The organism is Pseudomonas sp. NPDC088368 (genome assembly GCF_044753445.1).
Taxonomy (GTDB): Bacteria; Pseudomonadota; Gammaproteobacteria; order Pseudomonadales; family Pseudomonadaceae; genus Aquipseudomonas; species Aquipseudomonas bambusae.
This window is the reverse complement of record NZ_JBIVNG010000002.1, coordinates 438,614-455,814: the sequence shown is the minus strand read 5'-3', so window position 1 is coordinate 455,814 and position 17,201 is coordinate 438,614. Positions and strand designations below refer to the sequence as shown.

The 17,201-nt window shown below is 61.2% G+C and carries 9 protein-coding genes and 2 pseudogenes; 6 read left to right on the top strand and 5 right to left on the bottom strand.

Going from position 1 to position 17,201, the window contains the following annotated elements:
* Positions 1 to 43 precede the first annotated feature (43 nt).
* Positions 44 to 1,603 carry a transporter associated domain-containing protein gene (locus tag ACIQAL_RS05490; protein WP_401143328.1) on the bottom strand — a complete coding sequence of 520 codons (1,560 nt, stop codon included), beginning with the start codon at positions 1,601 to 1,603 and terminating at the stop codon, positions 44 to 46.
* A gap of 466 nt (positions 1,604 to 2,069) precedes the next feature.
* Complete coding sequence (locus tag ACIQAL_RS05485) at positions 2,070 to 2,561, bottom strand: GNAT family N-acetyltransferase (protein WP_401143326.1); 492 nt, start codon at positions 2,559 to 2,561, stop codon at positions 2,070 to 2,072.
* A gap of 600 nt (positions 2,562 to 3,161) precedes the next feature.
* On the opposite strand from ACIQAL_RS05485, the gene glgA reads away from it, so the two are divergent.
* The 6 genes and pseudogenes from glgA to glgX all read left to right on the top strand — a co-directional run bounded on the left by glgA (position 3,162) and on the right by glgX (position 14,228).
* Positions 3,162 to 4,748: a glycogen synthase GlgA gene (gene glgA, locus ACIQAL_RS05480; RefSeq protein ID WP_401143323.1), complete on the top strand. Its 1,587-nt coding sequence runs from the start codon at positions 3,162 to 3,164 to the stop codon at positions 4,746 to 4,748.
* A gap of 26 nt (positions 4,749 to 4,774) precedes the next feature.
* Positions 4,775 to 6,589, top strand: a complete 1,815-nt coding sequence (gene treZ, locus ACIQAL_RS05475; RefSeq protein WP_401143320.1) for a malto-oligosyltrehalose trehalohydrolase — start codon at positions 4,775 to 4,777, stop codon at positions 6,587 to 6,589.
* On the top strand, positions 6,579 to 8,651 hold the full coding sequence (gene malQ / locus ACIQAL_RS05470) for a 4-alpha-glucanotransferase (protein WP_401143317.1): 2,073 nt from the start codon (positions 6,579 to 6,581) through the stop codon (positions 8,649 to 8,651). Before treZ ends, malQ begins: the two co-directional genes overlap by 11 nt.
* On the top strand, positions 8,648 to 11,446 hold the full coding sequence (locus tag ACIQAL_RS05465) for a malto-oligosyltrehalose synthase (RefSeq protein ID WP_401143315.1): 2,799 nt from the start codon (positions 8,648 to 8,650) through the stop codon (positions 11,444 to 11,446). Before malQ ends, ACIQAL_RS05465 begins: the two co-directional genes overlap by 4 nt.
* Positions 11,447 to 11,463: 17 nt before the next feature.
* Positions 11,464 to 11,856: pseudogene (locus ACIQAL_RS05460) on the top strand (DUF2934 domain-containing protein); the annotation flags it as partial.
* Positions 11,857 to 12,041: 185 nt separating this feature from the next.
* Positions 12,042 to 14,228, top strand: coding sequence for a glycogen debranching protein GlgX (glgX, locus tag ACIQAL_RS05455; RefSeq protein ID WP_166597706.1), 2,187 nt, complete (start codon positions 12,042 to 12,044; stop codon positions 14,226 to 14,228).
* Between the two features lie 367 nt (positions 14,229 to 14,595).
* On the opposite strand, the gene ACIQAL_RS05450 is transcribed toward glgX, so the two are convergent.
* The 3 genes and pseudogenes from ACIQAL_RS05450 to ACIQAL_RS05440 form a co-directional block, all read right to left on the bottom strand.
* Positions 14,596 to 14,859 carry a hypothetical protein gene (locus ACIQAL_RS05450; RefSeq protein ID WP_371928607.1) on the bottom strand — a complete coding sequence of 88 codons (264 nt, stop codon included), beginning with the start codon at positions 14,857 to 14,859 and terminating at the stop codon, positions 14,596 to 14,598.
* A gap of 294 nt (positions 14,860 to 15,153) precedes the next feature.
* A pseudogene (locus ACIQAL_RS05445) lies at positions 15,154 to 15,981 on the bottom strand (methyl-accepting chemotaxis protein); the annotation flags it as partial.
* 163 nt (positions 15,982 to 16,144) lie between these two features.
* Positions 16,145 to 17,113, bottom strand: coding sequence for a threo-3-hydroxy-L-aspartate ammonia-lyase (locus ACIQAL_RS05440; RefSeq protein WP_401143313.1), 969 nt, complete (start codon positions 17,111 to 17,113; stop codon positions 16,145 to 16,147).
* Between the last annotated feature and the right edge of the window lie 88 nt (positions 17,114 to 17,201).

Below are 17,201 nucleotides of genomic sequence, written 5' to 3'. Positions count from 1 at the left end.
CTTCTTTTTATAAGCGTTATAAGCGTCTATTCAAACGCCCTGATCAGACGGACGTCTTGCGCATCAGCACGCGGGTCACCCGCCGCTCTTGCACCTCAACCACCTTGAGATTCCACCCCTCCCACTGCACCTCGTCGCCCATGACCGGCAACCGGTCAAGCAGGCTCATGATCAGCCCGGCCAGCGTTTGATATTCCTCGGTAGCACGTGCCTTGAAACCGGTGCGTTCGCGCAGGTGAGTCAGGTTCATGGCGGCGTTCACCAACACGCCCTCGCCCTCCTCGACCAGGCCCGGCCCCTCGGCCTCGGTCGCGTCCGGCAGTTCGCCTGCAATGGATTCAAGGATGTCGGTCATGGTGAGGATGCCGACGAAGTCGCCGAACTCGTTGACCACGAATGCAATGTGAGTCGATTGCGCACGCATCTGATCCAGCGCGTTGAGGACCGAAAAACTGTCGAGCACGCTGAGGGCCTGGCGCGCCGCGCGTTCCAGGTTCGGCACTTCTTCGGCGAGCAACGCGTTAAGCAGTTCCTTTTTATGCACGAAGCCCAGAGGTTCTTCTACGCGCCCCTCACGAATCAGCGGCAGGCGCGAGTAGGACGACGCCATCAGGCGTTGACGGATAGTCGCTTCGTCATCCGACAGATCGATCACGTCAACGTCGTTGCGGGCGGTCATGGCGCTGCGGACCGGCTTTTGCGCGAGCTGCAACACGCCGCTGATCATCACCCGCTCACGGCGGTCGAAAATGGCTTCGTCGACATCGCCATCACCGTCGAGCATGTCGGCGATGTCCTCACCCACGTCTTCGACAGCGGGTTTGCGTCCCCCCAACAGCCTCAGCACGGCGTGGGCCATGCGCTGGCGGCGCGGCAAGTTGCCTTTCAGGCTGCGTTTGCGACGCGAACGCGCGACCTGGTTGAACACCTCGATGAGGATCGAGAAACCGATCGCCGCGTACAGGTAGCCTTTCGGGATATGAAACCCAAGGCCGTCGGCGGTCAGGCTGAAACCAATCATCATCAGGAAACCCAGGCACAGCATGATCACCGTCGGGTGTGCGTTGACGAAGGCCGTCAGCGGCTTGCTGGCAATGATCATGATGCCGATGGAGAACACCACCGCGATCATCATCACCGACAACTCGTCCACCATGCCGACCGCCGTGATCACCGCGTCCAGGGAGAAGACGGCGTCGAGCACGACGATCTGCGCGACGATGGGCCAGAACAGTGCGTACGTCGTGCTGCCCGAATGCTGAGCGACATGGCCTTCGAGTCGTTCGTGCAGTTCCATGGTCGCCTTGAACAGCAGGAACACCCCGCCGAACAGCATGATCAAGTCGCGGCCGGAGAAGCTTTTGCCGAACACATCGAGCAGCGGCTCGGTGAGCGTCACCATCCACGAAATACTCGCCAGCAGACCCAGGCGCATGATCAACGCCAGGGACAGCCCCAGCACCCGTGCCTTGTCACGCTGTTCGGGGGGCAATTTGTCGGCGAGGATGGCGATGAATACGAGGTTGTCGATGCCCAATACCAGTTCAAGGACGATCAGGGTCAACAGGCCCAGCCAGGCCGTGGGGTCCGCAAGCCATTCCATGGGTCAATGGTTCCTTTTCAGCGGCTGAGCGCCGGACACGACGACACCCGGCGTCAGCGTGAGGGAGCCGAGACAAATGAAGGTCTTTGAAAACAGGCGCCGGTCGGCGCAGAGAAACGAGTGACGAAGATCCGGGTTCAGGGAGCGGGATCGGCAACTGGGAGGTTCCAGTGAGAGTGACATGAGTATCCTGAAATCAATACGGGAGGCGATCCTACATCGCTCGCTGAATTGTCTTACAGGATAGAACTGTTACAAATGTTTTGGATGGTGTTGCCGGGGCAACACCTTGCACACGATTTAAACCTGCGACCGGATCGGCATCGGCCTGGTCATCGACAGACCTGTGGGAGCGAATTCATTCGCGAAACGGTGGTACAGCCGACACATCCGTGTTGAATGTACCGGCCTATCGCGAATAAATTCGCTCCCACAGATGGGTATCCGGCGAGGGCTTGCAGAGTGCTTACAACGCTTTCTGCCAAAACAGCGCCTTGCCCATCTTCGGATCGAGCTGATAGTCCGAGAACCCCAGCTTGCGGTAAGCACCCTGCGCGACTTCATTGCCCTCCAGCACTTCCAGCGTCATTTTGCAGCAACCGCGCTGGCGGGCGATTTCCTCGACCTTGGCCAGCATCTTCTGGCTGATGCCCAGACCACGGGCAGACGCGATGACCACCACATCGTGAATGTTCACCAGCGGACGGCAGGCGAAGGTGGAGAACCCTTCGAAGCAGTTGACCAGCCCAACCGGCTCGCCAGAGATGAACGCCAACACGCTGAACGCGTGAGGACGCTTGGCCAGTTCGAGCGCCAGCTGTTCACGGGCGTCCTGAGACAGCGACTCGCCGCCGCCCATGGCGTCTTCGGCATATTGATTGATCAGGAAACCGATGGCTTCTGCGTGGACCGGATTGGTATAGCTGGCTTGCAGGACCAGAACCTCAGGGGCTTGCATTGACTTCCTCTACAACTCAGGGGGGAACAGACAGAAGATCGAAGGCCTTCTGCCGCGTGGGTTGGATTCTACCGTGCAGCGCACCAAAAATTCCCGGTACAAAAGTAGGATTTTTCTCAATTACGCACGAGATTCGGGCTGTGTTGCACCGAGAAATGGCGACAACAAAAACTTCATGAAGCGCGGTCGCTAAAAATCACCGCGCGGCTATGCTTCCAAGGCGCCGCAGAGGGATTGTCGAACAATCCGACCAGCGGTCGTCGGTACTGTTCAGGAGAAAAATGTGCGCCAGAACGGCGCATTCCGCGGTCAGGGAATTTCTGTAGCGAGGTGAAATTTTTCCTACAAAAAGCTGCCATCCCGCAGGCCAGACATTTCCCGGAAAAAAAGTCGAAACTTCTACAAATGCCCTGGGTCAGCTGATTAGAGCGCCTATGCTACCGGATGAAGCCCAAACAGAGGCCGCTTTCACCCTGTCCTTACTTATGCAGTCGGTAAATGGGTATCGATTTTGCGTAGGTCTTGTGTGCCTGGCCATAGGACATGGCCTTTTACAACTCAAGTGCTGTACCAACACTGCGTATCGAATGGGAGAAAACGATGATTAGTGCCGCTGTCAAAACCCAGAAGGGAGAGAGTTTTAATCAGCCGGCCAGCGAGCTGACCCATCTGCCGGTCTTCGCAACGACGAGCGCACCTGTGCTGCAACTGCCCCCTGTACAACCCGGGATCTCCATGGCGAACAGGAAAAAGATCCTGTTCGTGACGTCGGAAATGGCCGACTTGGTGAAAACCGGCGGTCTGGGCGATGTGTCTGCTGCACTGCCGCGCGCCATGCGCCACCTTCACGATGTACGCGTGCTGATTCCCGGCTATCCACAGGTCATCAATAGCGGTAACCCGATTCACATCATCAGCGAACTCAGCGGGCACGCCGCGCTCCCGCCTTGCAAGATCGGCCGGATGGACATGAAAGACGGTCTCGTCATTTATGTATTGATTTGCCCGGAGCTGTACGAGCGCGAAGGCACGCCTTATGGCGACAATCACGGGCGCGACTGGTCCGACAACCATATTCGCTTTGCCCGTCTGGGCCTGGCCGCTGCCGACTTCGCCGCGGGCGCGGTGAAAACCCAGTGGTGCCCGGAACTGGTCCACGCCCACGACTGGCCTGCGGGTCTGGCACCGGCGTATATGAAATGGCGCGGCCAGACCACGCCAAGCATCTTCACGATTCACAACCTCGCGTATCAGGGTTTCGTCAGCGTGGCGTCGAGCCGCGAGCTGGGCATTCCCGATTCCGCGCTGGGTCCGGATGGCATGGAATTTTACGGCCAGCTGTCGTTCATCAAGGCGGGTATGGCGTATTCGAGCCACATCACTACCGTGAGCGCGACCTATGCCAAGGAAATCACCACCCCGGATTTCGGTTGCGGTCTGGAAGGCTTCCTGCAAAGCAAGGCCAATCGCGGCCAGCTCAGTGGGATTCCCAACGGCATCGACGAAAGCTGGGATGCGGCCACCGATGAACACCTGATCTGCCGCTTCGCCCCGAATGAATGGACGCGCAAGGAGATCAATGCCGACTACGTCCGCGAGCTGTTCGAGCTGGAGCCATCAACGGGCCCGCTGTTCGCCGTGGTCTCGCGTCTGGTGTATCAGAAGGGTTTGGACCTGACCATCGGCGTGGCCGAATACATCGTCAACAACGGTGGACAGATCGCGATCATTGGTCGCGGCGAACCGGATGAAGAAGACGCCATGCGCGCCCTCGCCGCCCGCTTCCCGGGCCAGGTCAGCGTCCGGGTCGGTTTCAACGAAACCGACGCCCGTCGCATGTTCGCGGGCAGCGACTTCCTGCTGATGCCGTCGCGCTATGAGCCGTGCGGTCTGAGCCAGATGTACGCGCAGCGCTTCGGTTCGTTGCCGGTGGCACGTCGTACCGGCGGCCTCGCAGACACCATCGAAGACGGTTGCACCGGTTTCCTGTTCGACGAATCCACGGTGGAAAGCTACACCGAAGCGCTCACCCGCGCCTTTAACGTCTTCGCCAGTCCTACATTGCTTAACGCGATGCGCTGCCGTGCGATGGCTGCGCCGTTCGACTGGCACAAAGCGGTCGAACCCTACGCCGACCTCTATCAGGAGTTGTTGAAGAAAAACGTGGGCGCTGCACTGCATTACTGATCGATGAATTGAAAAAGGGGTAACGGATGCCTTCGCGCACGGATGAGAACTGGCGCCACGGCGCCGTCCTGCTAGATCCCGAACACACTCGGTTTGCCCTTTGGGCTCCGGATGCCTATTACGTCAGCGTCGAGATCGAGGATGGGCCGTCACTGGCCCTGCTGCCTCAAGAGGACGGTTGGTTCGTCCTCGAAGCTCGATGCCCGGCGGGCACGCGCTATCGCTACACCATCGACGAAGACCTTCATGTGCCTGACCCGGCCTCCCGGGCTCAGGTCAGCGAGGTGCATGGTTACAGCCAGGTGGTGGACCAGAATGCCTACCGCTGGCGGCACGATGCCTGGCGCGGACGGCCCTGGCACGAAGCCGTCATCTATGAATTGCATGTCGGCGCGCTCGGCGGCTTCGCGGGCGTCGAACAACGCTTGCGGCATCTGGCCGACACCGGCGTCACCGCCATCGAGCTGATGCCCATCGCACAGTTTCCCGGCAATCGTAATTGGGGCTATGACGGCGTGTTGCCCTACGCACCCCAGTCGTCCTATGGCACACCGGAACAACTCAAGCACTTGATCGACACGGCCCACGGTCTGGGTCTGGCCGTGATTCTGGACGTGGTCTACAACCACTTCGGTCCGGATGGCAACTATCTGGGTGCGTATGCCAAGCATTTTTTCCGCAGCGACAAGAAGACACCGTGGGGCGACGCCATCGATTTCCGGCGCCGCGAAGTCCGGGACTTCTTTATCGACAACACGCTGATGTGGCTACAGGACTACCGCTTCGACGGCCTGCGCTTCGACGCTGTGCACGCCATCGAAGACCCGACCTTCCTCAAGGAACTGGCCGAACGGGTGCGTCAGGCAACCGCGCCTGACCGTCACGTGTGGCTGATGCTGGAAAACGAATTCAACGAAGCCCATCGCATGGATCAGGGCTACGACGCACAGTGGAACGACGACGGCCACAACACCTTGCACGTGTTGCTGACTGGCGAAACCGACGCGTACTACACCGACTTCGCCGAACAGCCAACCCACAAGCTGGCACGCCTGCTGGGCGAAGGCTTCGTCTATCAGGGCGAGCCCACCCGCCACGGCCACGCCCGGGGCGAACCAAGCGCGCATTTGTCGCCGACCTCGTTCGTGTTGTTCCTGCAGAACCACGACCAGATCGGCAACCGTGCGCTGGGCGAGCGCCTCGTTCAGTTGAGCCCTCCACACGCGCTGCGAGCGGCCACGGCGCTGTTGCTGTTGTCGCCGATGATCCCGCTGATGTTCATGGGCGATGAATGGGGCGCGAGTGAGCCGTTCCTGTTCTTCACTGACTTCCACGACGAACTGGCCGACGCCGTGCGCGAAGGTCGCCGGGGGGAGTTCGCGGACTTCGCGGCGTTCGCCGACCCGGCCAAGCGTGAGCAGATCCCTGATCCGAATGCGCTGAAGACCTTCGAGGCCTCGCGCCCGGCTTTCGACGCCTTGCTGCTGGAAACCGACAAGGGCCAGGATCACCGCAGCTGGCTAGCGTTGTACCGCGAGCTGTTGGCGATTCGTCGCGAGCACATCGTGCCTCGGCTGGAGGGCGCCAAAGCCCTGGGTGCAGACGTGCTCGCCGACAAGGCGGTCAGCGCACGCTGGCAACTGGGCGACGGACAGGTCCTGCGCATCGACCTGAACCTGAGCGAGCACGCGGTGCAAGTCGACGAATACAGCGTGCAGCACGTGCTGCATGAGTCCCACCCAAAATCGGCAGAACTTTCCTCGCGCGGCACCCTCAATCCCTACACGGCCATTGTCAGCCTGATATCGCGTGACGTTGTGGAGGAACAGGATGAGCAATGAGCAACTGGAAATGCTGGCAGCCGAAGCCGGGCTGTCAGTCGATTGGAAGGACGCCAACGCACGACCGCAGCGCGTCAGCCCCGAGGTCCTGCGCAAGGTCCTCGACGGGCTGGGTTACCCCGCCGAGAACGACGAACACATCGCTGCCAGCCTTGAACGCTTGCAGGCACAAAGCCTCTCCACCACCCCGCCACCGCTGTTGACCGTCGACCACGGCAGCAACCTCGACCTGTCGGCATGGTTCAAGCCCGAAACGCCGTTCGTGCTGGAGCTGGAAGACGGATCGCGTCTGGACGCCAGGCTCACCGCCAAGGCCGAACTGCCCGCGCTGGCCACGGTGGGTTACCAGCAGCTGGCGATTGCAGGCCAACACCTGACGATCGCCGTCGCGCCAAAAACTGCCTACACCCTGGCCATGGCGGCGGACGTCAGCGTCCCTCGTACCTGGGGCCTGACCTTGCAGCTGTATTACTTGCGCCGCGAAGGCGATGGCGGCTTCGGCGACACCCAGGCGCTGGAAACCTTCGCCCGCTCGGCCGGTGAGCGCGGCGCCGCAGCCATCGCCATCAGCCCGGTGCACGCGATGTTCTCCAACGACAGCGAGCGTTTCAGTCCCTACTCGCCGTCCAGCCGCCTGTTTCTCAACGCACTGTATGCCGCGCCGGGCACGATTCTGGGCGAGCGTGCCGTGCGCGCAGCCCTGGAAGAAACAGGGCTGGCGGATGAATTCAAGCGTCTGGAGGACTTGTCACTGATCGACTGGCCCGCCGCAGCGGCGGCCAAATGGAAACTGTACCGAGCGTTGTACGCAGCGTTCATCGCCAGCGACCACCCGCTTCATCAGGACTTCAACAGCTTTCGCCACGCGGGTGGCGAAGCGCTGGAAAACCACTGCCGCTTCGAGGCCCTGCGCGACCAGTGCGACGTGCTCGGCATCAGCGGCAATTGGCATGAATGGCCGGACGATTACAAGAATCCGCGCAGTGGCGTCATTGAGGCGTTCGCCGCCGACCATCGCGAACAGATCGGCTTTCACGCCTTCGCCCAATGGCTGATCGCCCGTGGCCTCGAACGCGCCCAGACGGCCGCACGCAGCAGCGGCATGAGTGTCGGCCTGATCGGTGATCTCGCCGTGGGCGCCGACGGTGCGGGCAGTCAGGCCTGGAGCCGTCAGGATGAATTGCTGTCGTCTCTGACCGTCGGTGCGCCCCCGGACATCCTCAACCGCGCAGGACAAAGCTGGGGTATTTCCGCGTTTTCGCCCACCGGTTTGAAACGCAACGGTTTCCGCGCCTTCATCGAAATGCTGCGCGCCAACTTCGCCCACGCCGGTGGCCTGCGCATCGACCACGTCATGGGACTGCAACGCCTGTGGGTCGTGCCCGAAGGCTCTCCGCCCAGTGAAGGTGCCTACCTGAATTATCCGATCGACGACATGCTGCGCCTGTTGTGCCTGGAATCGTGGCGCCACAAGGCCGTGGTCCTCGGCGAGGACTTGGGCACCGTGCCTGATGGCCTGCACGAAAAACTCTCGACCCGCGGCATTCTCGGCATGCGCGTGCTGTTGTTCGAACAGGACAACGCGCACTTCAAGCCCATCATCAAATGGTCCGACGACGCGCTGGCCACCACCAGCACCCACGACCTGCCGACGCTGACCGGTTGGCTCAGTGAGCTGGACATCGAGTGGAACAAGACCCTGGGCCATATCGACGACGAGGCCGAGCGCCGCTGGCGGGGTGAGCGCGAGCGTGAACGCGAAGGATTGCGTGCCGCGTTGAAGCTTAACTATGAGCACGCCCCGCTCGGCAATGAAAGCGATGTGATCGATGGCAGCGTGCGCTATTTGGGCCACACCCGTGCCCCACTGGTGTTGCTGCCCATCGAAGACGCTTTGGGTATCGAAGAGCAGGCCAACTTTCCGGGCACCATCGACAGCCACCCCAACTGGCGTCGACGCTTGCCCGGCGACACCGCCTCATTGCTGGACAACGCCAACGCGGCGCGTCGTCTGGAGATCCTTGCCGCAGCACGTCAACAGGCCGCGGAGCGCGATCAATGAATCACCCAGTCAACTCACCCCTCAAATCACTGCGCGCGACCCAGCGACTGCAATTTCACAAAGACTTCACCCTCGATGACGCGACCGCACTGGTCCCCTACTTCGCCGAACTGGGCATCAGCCACGTTTACGCCTCACCTTTGCTCAAGGCCCGCGCCGGTTCGATGCACGGCTACGATGTGGTCGACCCTCGCGTCATCAACCCCGAACTCGGTGGCGAGGCGGCGCTGCGGCGTCTGGTGGCCGAGCTGCGCAAGCATGGCATGGGGCTGATTCTCGACATCGTCTCCAACCACATGGCCGTTGGCGGCGCCGATAACCCTTGGTGGCTGGACCTGATCGAATGGGGGCAACGCAGCCCCTACGCCAAGTTCTTCGACATCCAGTGGAATTCCCCCGACCCGCTGCTCAAAGGCCAATTGCTGCTGCCCTTCCTTAGCACCGATTACGGCACCGTGCTGCAAAACGGTGACGTGCCGTTGCTGTTCGATGCCGAGCACGGCAGCTTCCGTGTCGAGCACTATCAGCATCACTTCCCGATCAATCCGGGCACCTACGCGCCGCTGCTGAAGGCGGCCGAACGCCCTGAACTGGACGCCCTGGCCAGCCGCTTTTCTGCACTGGATGAAAGTCGCGACGCCTACGATCTGGCCGTGGCTGCCAAAGCCGAACTGGCGGTGCTGGTGAAGGAAAAACCCGACCTGATCCACGCCATCGAACACGGCCTGAAGCAGTTCGATGGCAAGGACCCGGAAGGTTTCAAACGGCTTCATCAGTTGCTGGAACGCCAGGACTATCGCCTCGCCAGTTGGCGTACGGCGGGGGACGACATCAATTGGCGGCGTTTCTTCGACATCAACGAGCTGGGCGGCCTCAAGGTCGAGCGCTCGCAGGTGTTCGAGGCCACCCACGGCAAGATCTTCCAGCTGATCGCAGAGGGCCTGGTGGACGGCCTGCGCATCGACCACATCGATGGCCTGGCCGACCCTCGGGGTTACTGCCGCAAGCTGCATCGCCGCGTCGAAAGCCTGCTCAGCCAGCGTCCGGCAGGCACCGAGCTGAGCCATGTGCCGATCTTCGTCGAGAAGATTCTCGGTTCCGACGAGCAGGTGCGCACCGACTGGAACGTCGACGGCACCACCGGTTATGAATTCATGAACCAGGTGTCGCTGCTTCAACATGATCCAAAGGGCGAAGAAGTCCTTGGCGAACTGTGGAGCCGCATCAGCGGCCGTACGGCGGACTTCAATCAGGAAGTGCTCGAAGCGCGGGACCTGGTGCTGCACGGCACCTTGGCGGGCGATTTCGAGAACCTGGCACAAGCGCTGTTACAGGTGGCCCGCAGCGACGTGATGAGTCGCGACCTGACCCTCAACGCCATCCGCCGTGCGCTGCTGGCGCTGGTGGGCAATTTCCCGGTCTATCGCACCTACATCACCGCGTGCGGACGCTCGGCCGAGGACGAGCGGTATTTCCAGCAAGCCATGACCGGTGCACGTGAAATGCTCAACGAGGGCGACTGGCCGGTGCTGGATTATCTGGCCCGCTGGCTGGGTGGCGAGAGCCTGCGGGATTACCCGAGCGGGCCGTTGCGTGAGATGCGCCGCAAGGCCTGCAATCGCTTCCAGCAACTGACTTCGCCGGTGGCTGCAAAGTCGGTGGAAGACACCTCGTTCTATCGTTCCGCCGTGCTCTTGTCGCGCAACGATGTGGGCTTTCATCCGCAACATTTCAGTGCACCGCCCGAAGCCTTTCACGAGGTGTGCATCACTCGCGGTGCAAGCTTTCCGGACAATCTCTTGACCACTGCGACCCATGATCACAAGCGCGGCGAAGACACCCGGACTCGTCTGGCGGTGCTCAGCGAAGTGGCGCCTTGGTATGCCGAACAGGTGGAGCGCTGGCAGCAGTTATCGACACCCCTGAAGCAGGGCGATCAGGCGATCAGCCCCGGCGACGAGCTTATGCTTTACCAAGCGATTCTGGGCAGTTGGCCGCTGAACATGGAGGGTGAAGACGCCTTCGAGGACTACGCCAAACGCCTCACGCAATGGCAGGAAAAAGCCCTGCGGGAAGCCAAATTGCAGAGCAGTTGGAGCGCGCCGAACGAGCCCTATGAGAGCGCCTGCCGCGAGTTTCTCCAGCAGTTGCTGCTGAGCCCGGACACCGTCGCCTTGCGTCAGTCCATCGGTGCCACCGCCAACCGCATCGCGCCTGCCGGGGCGTTAAACAGTCTGGCGCAAACTTTGCTGCGCATGACCGTGCCCGGTGTTCCTGATCTGTATCAGGGCACTGAATTCTGGGACTTCAGCCTGGTGGACCCTGACAACCGTCGTCCGGTGGATTACCCCGCTCGCCAACGCGCGCTGAGTGACTTCACGACGTCCGCCGAGCTGCTTGCCCAGTGGCAGGACGGTCGCATCAAACAGGCGTTGATCGCGCAGGTGCTCAGGTTGCGCAATCTCTATCCGACACTGTTCACTGAGGGCCGCTATCAACCGTTGGAAGTGGTCGGCGAACACGCCGCACACGTCCTTGCATTTGCCCGGGAAAAGGAGGATTTGCGGGCTATCGTTGTGATACCACGTTTGCCGGCTGAACTATTGGGCACTGCGCAAACTCCATTCATCAATGCAGCACATTGGGGCGATACACGAATCCTCCTGCCGTTCGCTGATTCAAATCCAAATTGGAAGGGACTTTTCGCGCAAGCTACAGTCACAGACAACAAGGAATTGTCGCTCAGCGCAGCGCTCAAGGAATTTTCCGTCAATCTGCTTATTCAAACCTTGTAATACCCGGGAGTGTCGAGATGAGTGCCGACGAAAAACGAATCAAAGAGCTCGCCCATCAGATCTGGGAATCTGAAGGCAAGCCTCACGGTAAGGACGCCGTCCATTGGGAACAGGCCCGCAAACTGGCGGACGCCGAAGCCAAGGCGCCTAAAAAAGCGGCTGCCCCCAAGGCAGCGGCCAAATCCAAGGCTGAACCCAAGGCCGCTGCGGCCAAACCTGCTGCAAAGCCTGCCGCCAAGCCTGCTGCGAAAGCCGCTGAAAAACCGGCGGCAAAGCCTGCGCCTAAACCGCCGGCCAAGGCCCCGGCCAAACCGAAAGCCGCTGCGGCTGACGGCGCGCCAGCTGCGAAGCCCGCTGCCAAGCCTGCCGCAAAACCAGCGACCAAGAAAACACCCGCGGCTGCCAAGCCACCCGCGCCATGAGTCTTCGGTAATCCGAAGACTGATCGCGTAGCAAACCTCGACCGCAGGGATCGCCTGAAAACGATGTTCCCCCTGCGGTAATCCCTTTGCCTGTTTTCACCAATGGCGCAGTCCCAGCCTGCGACAAAGGCTTTGTTCGCCTTCAGGAAATCATTCGAACGTCAGGAATCCCCATGAGCAAGCAAGAAAACACCACCGCCCCCAAGAATGAATCCAGCAAGGCCGACAGCCCGGAAGTCACCGCGTCGCGCATCCGCGAAGGCCTGCCCTTCCCGCTCGGCGCGAACTGGGACGGCCTGGGGGTTAACTTCGCGATCTTTTCCGCCAACGCGACCAAGGTCGAGCTGTGCCTGTTCGACTCCACCGGCGAGACCGAGCTGGAACGTATCGAACTCCCCGAATACACCGACGAAATCTTCCACGGCTACCTGCCCGACGCCCATCCTGGGCTGGTTTACGGCTACCGCGTGTACGGCCCGTATGACCCGAAAAACGGTCACCGTTTCAATCACAACAAACTGCTGATCGACCCCTACGCCAAGCAATTGGTCGGCGAATTGAAATGGTCCGAAGCGCTGTTCGGGTACACCATCGGCCACCCCGATGACGACCTGAGTTTCGACGAGCGCGACAGCGCGCCCTTCGTGCCGAAGTGCAAGGTCATCGACCCCGCGTACACCTGGGGCCGTGATCAGCGGGTGAACGTGCCGTGGGAGAAAACCATTTTCTACGAAACCCACACCCGGGGTTTCACCATGCGTCACCCGTCCGTTCCCGATGAACTGAAGGGCACGTTCTCCGGCCTGATGGTCGATGACGTGATCCAGCACATCAAAGGGCTGGGCGTGACCTCGATCGAGCTGCTGCCGATCCACGCCTTCGTCAACGACCAGCACCTGCTGCAAAAAGGCATGACCAACTATTGGGGCTACAACACCATCGCGTTCTTTGCCCCTGATCCGCGTTTCCTGGCCCACGGCAAGATCGCCGAGTTCAAGGAAATGGTGGCGCACATGCACCACGCCGGTCTGGAAGTGATTCTGGACGTGGTCTACAACCACACCGCCGAAGGCAACGAACGCGGCCCAACCCTGTCCATGCGCGGCATCGACAACGCCTCGTACTACCGCCTGATGCCCGATGACAAACGCTTCTACATCAACGATTCCGGCACCGGCAACACGCTGGACCTAAGCCACCCGTGCGTGCTGCAGATGGTCACCGACTCGCTGCGCTACTGGGCCAGCGAGATGCACGTCGACGGTTTCCGTTTCGACCTCGCGACCATTCTCGGTCGTTACCACGATGGGTTCGAAGAGCGTCACAGTTTCCTCGTCGCCTGCCGTCAGGACCCGGTGCTGCGTCAGGTCAAGCTCATTGCCGAGCCGTGGGACTGCGGCCCCGGTGGCTATCAGGTCGGCCACTTTGCGCCGGGCTGGGCCGAGTGGAACGACAAGTTCCGCGACACCGTGCGTGCGTTCTGGAAAGGTGACGAAGGCCAACTGGCTGACCTCGCCAGCCGTCTGACCGCGTCGGGCAACATGTTCAATCAGCGCGGTCGTCGGCCGTATGCGTCGGTCAACTTCGTCACCGCCCACGACGGCTTCACGCTGCACGACCTGGTGTCGTACAACGACAAGCACAACGAGGACAACGACGAAAACAACCAGGACGGCAGCAACGACAACCGCTCGTGGAACCACGGCGTTGAAGGGCCGACCGAAGACCCGGAAATCAATGCGCTGCGCCTGCGGCAGATGCGCAATTTCTTCGCGACCCTGCTGTTCTCTCAGGGCACGCCGATGATCGTGGCGGGCGACGAGTTTGCACGCACCCAGCACGGCAATAACAACGCCTATTGCCAGGACAGTGAGATCGGCTGGGTCAACTGGGATTGGGACGAAGACGGCAAGGCGCTGCATGCGTTCGTGCAACGTTTGATCAAGCTGCGTTTGAAATACCCGATCCTGCGCCGTGGCCGTTTCCTGGTGGGCGAGTACAACGAGGAACTGGGTGTCAAGGACGTGACCTGGCTGTCGCCAAGCGGCGAGGAGATGACCACCGAGCAATGGCACGACGCCAATGGCCGTTGCCTGGGCATGCTTATCGACGGTCGTGCGCAGGAAACCGGGATTCGCCGTCGCGGTGGCGATGCGACCATGTTGCTGGTGGTCAACTCGCACCACGAAGGCGTCAACTTCACCCTGCCGGAAGTCCCGGAAGGCCTGAACTGGGTCAGCCTGGTCGACACCAACCAGCCGGACATCAAGGGCAAGGAGCACTTCGAATTCGGCAACGAATACACCGTGACCCCGCGTTCGTTGCTGCTGTTTGAGCTGCACAAGGAAGAGCAGGCGTAAACCGCTGTGCAATCGCCGTCGGGATCAACCCTTGATCTCGACGGCGCCTTATTCTCCTGTGGGCGCGAATTCATTCGCGAGACATTGGAACAGCCGACCAAACTGTGTCGGTTGTTCGAACGCTTCGCGAATGAATTCGCTCCCACAGTTATTACGCGTACACCCGCGGAATACGACGAACCCCGGTCCTTAGATGCGGAACCTTCAAACACCGCAGAACTCACGCTGGCAACACCACCTGTGGGAGCGAATTCATTCGCGAAGGCGGTACAGGCAACTCATCTCCGTCGCCTGGAGAGGCGCTTCGCGAATGAATTCGCTCCTACAGGTTCATCAGCGTTCCTGACAGCCCTTCTCTGACCGCCCTTCACATCAACGCCGACAACCTCACGTCCGCCGCCAGCACCCTGTGCAACTGCCCGTTCGCGGCAAAGATCGGAACTGACACGGTGATGCAAAACGCGTCCGTGGCCGAAGAGCGGTAGACCGGTGTGATGTAGCTGGTCAACTGATCCGCGACCTCTTTGAACCACGGCCTCTGCGCCCAATTCCGCCCCTTGCAGCTTGGCGCCTTGTCGTCGGTGTCCAGCCCGATGTTTTCGGTGATCTGATTGCCGTTGCGGTCGACCATGTAAAACAGTTCAAACCGCGAATCCCGGCGCAGGGTGTCGAGCATGAAACGCTCGGCCATCTGCAGATCGGCGTGCATCGCCGCTTCGCTGCCGAGGCTTTCGACGCTCGCCTGAATTGCCTTGTGCATCTGTAACCGAAACCCGCCCAACCCGTTCAACAAATGATCGCCACTGTTGCGCACGGCGTCGCTGTGGGTCAGGACCTGCCCGGCGTTGCCCAACAGCTCCGAGGCGACCCCGGCAATGTTCTGCACGTCGCGGTTGATCGCATGCACCGCGATGCCGATGTGCTCCGTGCCAGAGGCGATGTGGCCGACCCGCTGATCCAGCTGATCCATCGCCGATTGGGTGCTGAGCAAGTCCTCGCCCATGCGGGTCATGCTCGCACGGCCCTCGGCCACGGCCGCGTGCATGATGCTGCCCGCAGCGCCGAGCTGATCCATGTCTGCCCGAAAGCGCTCGATGATCTGGCTTACCCGCGCCGTGGACTCGGTGGTGTGCCCGGCGAGCCGTCGCACCTCATCGGCCACCACCGCGAAACCTCGACCATGCTCCCCGGCGCGAGCGGCTTCAATGGCCGCGTTAAGCGCTAGCAGGTTGGTTTGCTGGGAGATGCTGGCGATGACGCCAAGGACCTGACTGACTTCCTCCAATTGCCCAAATAGCTGGCCAATCACCGCTTCCAGCTTCTGTTCGCTGGAACCAATGGCCTCGACTTGCCCGAGCACCTGTTCGCCGGTCTGCTGGCATTGGCGCAGGGTCAACGTCACCTCGCTCGACAGCCTGGCCACTTGCGCCGCCCCTGGCACCAACTCGGTGTCCAGCGACGTGCTGACCTGCTCGCTGGCGCTGGCAATCAGTTCCGAGGCCTGAGCCAATCGCTGCCCGCTCTGTTCGGTGACGCGGGCGATGCGCGCCAACTCAGGGGCGTGGGCCGCGATGTCAACAGAGGCAGCGAGGCTCTCGGCCAGCCGCTGGTGCAGGGTCTGGCTGAAGCCGTTGAGACGCGCATTGAACGGCGAAGGCCCGGACAGCTGCACCGTCAGGTCAAGATCGTCGAACAACAGGTTGAGGGCATCATCGTCTTGAGCCCGGTGTTTGTTGGCGCGCAATGAAAACATTCGGCATCTCCGTCCGTGTGTGCGGAAGATGCTGCAAGCACAGTGCCATCAGAGCCGAGCCGGAGCGCCACGCCATGACAGAGAGAAAGGGTCAGCGCACGCACCAAATCGGGCGATTCAGGACGCGAGCTGACCCTTTTGGTGCGGTCGATTCACGGATCGCTCAGCGCGCCAGCAGCTTCGCGTACGTGTTCAGGTCGATGTTTCCGCCACTGATGATCACCCCCACCCGCTGCCCTTTCAGTTCAGCCGCCCTTTCACGGGCAGCTGCAAAGCCGAGACATCCGGTCGGCTCGACCACCATTTTCATGCGCTCGGCGAAGAAGCGCATCGCTTCCACCAGTTGCGCATCGCTGGCGACGAGGATGTCGTCCACGTCACGCTGGATGATGCCGAAGGTGTAATTGCCCAAATACTGCGTCTGGGCGCCGTCAGCGATGGTTTTCGGTGTGTCGATTTTGATGATGCGGCCGCTGCGCAGTGACTGCTGACCGTCGTTCCCCGCTTCAGGCTCTACCCCATACAGCGTGCAGTTCGGCGCCAGCGCCCGGGTCGACAGCGCGGAGCCGCTGAGCAGCCCGCCGCCGCCGAGGCAGACGAACAAGGTGTCCAGAGCGCCCACGTCCTCAAACAGCTCCTTGGCGGCTGTCCCCTGCCCCGCGAGGATGTCCGGGTGATCGTAAGGCGGGATCAACGTCAAGCCGTGCGCTTCGGCCAGCGTTCGACCAATCGCTTCGCGGTCTTCCTTGTAGCGGTCATACACCACCACGGTTGCGCCGTATTCCTTTGTCGCGGCCACCTTGGCGGCCGGAGCGTCGTGAGGCATGACGATGGTCGCGGGAATGCCCAACAGTTGCGCGGACAAGGCGATGCCTTGCGCGTGGTTCCCGGAGGAAAATGCCACCACGCCATGCTTGCGTTGCGTGGCGTCGAACTTCGACAACGCATTGAACGCCCCGCGAAACTTGAAGGCCCCCATGCGCTGGAAATTCTCACATTTGAAAAACACCTCGGCGCCCAGCTCGCGGTCCACGGTGCGCGAGGTCAGGACCGGTGTTTTGTGGGCGTGGCCTTCAATACGTTTGGCAGCAGCGACCACATCGTCGTAGGTCGGAAGTACGAGCGTTTCCATAGGCACCCTCAAAGGTTCGATTCAACAAACGCCCCCGTCTGCCGGGGGCTGACAAAACCGTGTCGTGTGAGTCAGCCGGGCATCAGCG

Excerpts from the sequence above, each read along its gene's own strand:
- ACIQAL_RS05490 (WP_401143328.1), bottom strand. The coding sequence starts at position 1,603 with ATGGAATGGCTTGCGGACCCCACGGCCTGGCTGGGCCTGTTGACCCTG.
- ACIQAL_RS05485 (WP_401143326.1), bottom strand. The coding sequence starts at position 2,561 with ATGCAAGCCCCTGAGGTTCTGGTCCTGCAAGCCAGCTATACCAATCCG.
- glgA (WP_401143323.1), top strand. The coding sequence starts at position 3,162 with ATGATTAGTGCCGCTGTCAAAACCCAGAAGGGAGAGAGTTTTAATCAG.
- treZ (WP_401143320.1), top strand. The coding sequence starts at position 4,775 with ATGCCTTCGCGCACGGATGAGAACTGGCGCCACGGCGCCGTCCTGCTA.
- malQ (WP_401143317.1), top strand. The coding sequence starts at position 6,579 with ATGAGCAATGAGCAACTGGAAATGCTGGCAGCCGAAGCCGGGCTGTCA.
- ACIQAL_RS05465 (WP_401143315.1), top strand. The coding sequence starts at position 8,648 with ATGAATCACCCAGTCAACTCACCCCTCAAATCACTGCGCGCGACCCAG.
- glgX (WP_166597706.1), top strand. The coding sequence starts at position 12,042 with ATGAGCAAGCAAGAAAACACCACCGCCCCCAAGAATGAATCCAGCAAG.
- ACIQAL_RS05450 (WP_371928607.1), bottom strand. The coding sequence starts at position 14,859 with ATGGTCGACCGCAACGGCAATCAGATCACCGAAAACATCGGGCTGGAC.
- ACIQAL_RS05440 (WP_401143313.1), bottom strand. The coding sequence starts at position 17,113 with ATGGAAACGCTCGTACTTCCGACCTACGACGATGTGGTCGCTGCTGCC.